We start from the raw sequence: 2,946 nt of genomic DNA on the forward strand, positions 1-2,946 counted from the left end.
ACAAGTTAATTCTTAAAACGCGTTATAATTCCATCGACTTTAAGTCGTAGCAAAATGCAAGAAGGAATCCTAATGGCAAAAACAAAGGAAATAGAATTTGCTTTTTCAATCTTGAGTGAATTATTAGATGAGGTTGCGCCAAATATTAAACCTACTTTTATCGCACTAAAAGACAATCCAAGCTTTTTATTTAAAGCAGAATCCAATCTGCTACAAGAGCTTAGTTCGCAGGAGATTTCTAATCTCATCAAAGCCTTTACACTTTATCACTTGCTTTTAAACATTATTGATGAACGTTATCAGTTGAGCTTGCGACAAAGTAGAGGACAAATCCTTGTCGCTATTGAGGAATTAAGAGCGCAAAAATACGATGCGGAGGACATTAAGGAGGTTTTTAAAAAGATTCAGTTTTATCCTGTTTTTACCGCACACCCCACAGAATCTCTGCGCAGAACATTTTTAGAAAGCTACCACGAAATGTATGATGATTTGCGTGCGTGGTTTGAGTTTGGGCAGATGGGTGCAAAGGAGCATTTGAAATATCGCCTCAATCTGCTTTGGCATAGTCATATCGTGCGTAGTGAGAAAATAGAAGTCTTATTTGAGCTAGACAATCTACTTTATTTTATGGAAAGCTCTATTTTGCAAAGTGGTGCGCGTGTTTTGCAAGAAATACAAGACGCACTAAAAATACTTGGAGAGAATGCGAAAGATTCTATGCTTAAAAAATCTCCCCTTTTGCTTGGAAGTTGGATTGGCGGGGATAGAGATGGGAATCCTTATGTAACGAATCGTGTGATGATTGAAGTGATGAAGCGTCAGCACCAAACAATAATTCATCAATACTTAAAATGGATAGATAGGCTAAGAAGAGAGCTTTCTATTGCGTGCGAATATGTTAATCCTAGTAATACATTATTAGAAAGTTTAGAGCAAGAAAAAGAGCATTTAGACGAGACAACAAAAAAGCTTTTTTCACAAGAGCCATTTCGTGCAAAACTTGTTTGTATGCACCAAAAGCTCCAAAACAGAATCCTTATGCTCAACCTCCCTCAAAGTGCTTTGAAGCAAAATAAACTCTATATTTATGAAAATTCCAAAGAGTTTATCAAAGACATTGAAATGATGATGGAATCGCTAGATGAGCGTAGCAGCACTTATTTGAAAGAGTTAAGAAATCTTGTCTTGCTTGCGGGATTCCATTTAATGCGACTAGATTTTCGCCAGCATCGTGAGGTGTTTTGGCTTGCTCTTGCAGAGATTTTCGCGACTTTGGGTTATGTGCAAGGTGATTTGTTGCTTTTGCCAACAAGTGAGCAGACAAAGGTTTTAAACGCAGCTCTTAGCGCGCCTTTGGTAGATTTGAATCAATTTTATGGAAAATTTAGCGAGCAAACACAAGAAACTTTGCTTAGTTTTATAAATTTTAAATGGGCAAAAGATAGAATCAGTGATAACATTATTGATTCTTGTATTGTTTCAATGTGTCAAAGCGCAAATGATTTGCTTTGTGTGCTGTGGTTTGCCAAACAAAGCGGATTGTGGTGCAAGGGCAAAAAGACGCGTATTTCCATTTCGCCTTTGTTTGAAACAATTGGGGATTTGGAATCTGCGCCTAAGATTTTGCGCGAACTTTGTGCAAACCCACATTATGCTGAGTATTTGCAATCCCGCAAGAATCGTCAGGAAATTATGATTGGTTATTCGGATTCTAGTAAAGATGGCGGAATCTTTGCAAGCAATTATTCCTTGCGCAAGGCGATTGGGAATCTCATCGTGCTAGAGAAAGAATTAGATGTGAAGTTTAGGCTTTTTCACGGGCGTGGAGGAAGTGTAAGTCGTGGAGGAGGTGCGCTAGAGGACGCCTTGCTCTCTTCGCTACCTAGTAGTGTGGCGGGATTCTTGAAAACAACCGAGCAGGGCGAGGTGATTAGCTACAAATATCTTAATCCCAAAAAGGCAGAATCTAGCTTTTCAAGCGCATTGGCAACTTTGCTGAAAAAATCAGTTTATGATAGATTTGGGACAAATTGTAATGTGAGTGATTCAGAATTTGATACTATAATGCAAACCATTAGCACGGAATCTTATAAGGCTTACAGAAAGCTTGTGTATGAGACAGAGGGGTTTATTGAGTATTTCAAATCTGCGACACCGATTGATTTTATCGCGCAGTTGAATATTGGCTCACGTCCTTCTAAGCGCAAAGAGACGCAAAATGTGGAGGATTTGCGTGCAATTCCTTGGGTTTTTGCTTGGACACAGAATCGCGCAATTATCCCCGCGTGGTATGGTTTGGGAAGCGGATTGGAAGAAGCGTTTAAAAAGTATGGACAAAAGGAAATCTTTAGGAGCTGTTATAGGGAAAATTTGTTTTTTAAAACTACAATTGACAATATTTCTCAAGCTTTTTTGAAAGTGGATTTGGAGATTGCAAAGCATTATAATGATTTCGTAGAAGATGTGGAATTGCGCCAAAAAATCTGGCAAATGATAGAGAGTGAATATCATCGCACGTTGGATTGGCTACTGTATGTCCGCAAAGAGGAATCTCTGCTTGCGAGCGAGAAGTTGATTCAAGAATCTATTTTATTGCGCAAGCCTTTTTTGACAAGCCTTAGTTTTTTTCAGTTGCATTTGATGAAAGTTTATAAAAATGCACATTATGATGAACAAAGGGAGCGGATTGCTAGACAGATTGTAACGACGATTGTCGGGATTGCACAAGGTGTGAGAAATACAGGGTGAAAGGATGGCGAGTAATCTAATGCAAAATACAATCTGCCAAAGCTGCGGTATGCCTATCACTTCAAAGGAGCAAATGGGGCTAGAAAAGGACGGAAGCGTGAGTGTTGATTATTGCAAGTATTGTTATGAAAGAGGTGAATTTATAGATAAAGTCTCAATGCAAGAGTATATAGAAATGTGTTCGCTATATGGCGCACA

2 protein-coding genes are annotated in these 2,946 nt (G+C 38.7%); both read left to right on the plus strand.

Translation table 11 applies throughout. The features are described from left to right. Window positions 1–72 precede the first annotated feature (72 nt). Window positions 73–2,748, plus strand: a complete 2,676-nt coding sequence (locus Q1553_RS02100) for a phosphoenolpyruvate carboxylase (RefSeq protein WP_298495873.1) — start codon at window positions 73–75, stop codon at window positions 2,746–2,748. A gap of 4 nt (window positions 2,749–2,752) precedes the next feature. Beyond that, the coding region (locus Q1553_RS02105) for a zinc ribbon domain-containing protein (RefSeq protein ID WP_300842718.1) at window positions 2,753–2,946 on the plus strand (194 nt) is incomplete at its 3' end.

Origin of the sequence: Helicobacter sp. UBA3407, assembly GCF_949747025.1 — a bacterium.
GTDB lineage: Bacteria > Campylobacterota > Campylobacteria > Campylobacterales > Helicobacteraceae > Helicobacter_D > Helicobacter_D ganmani.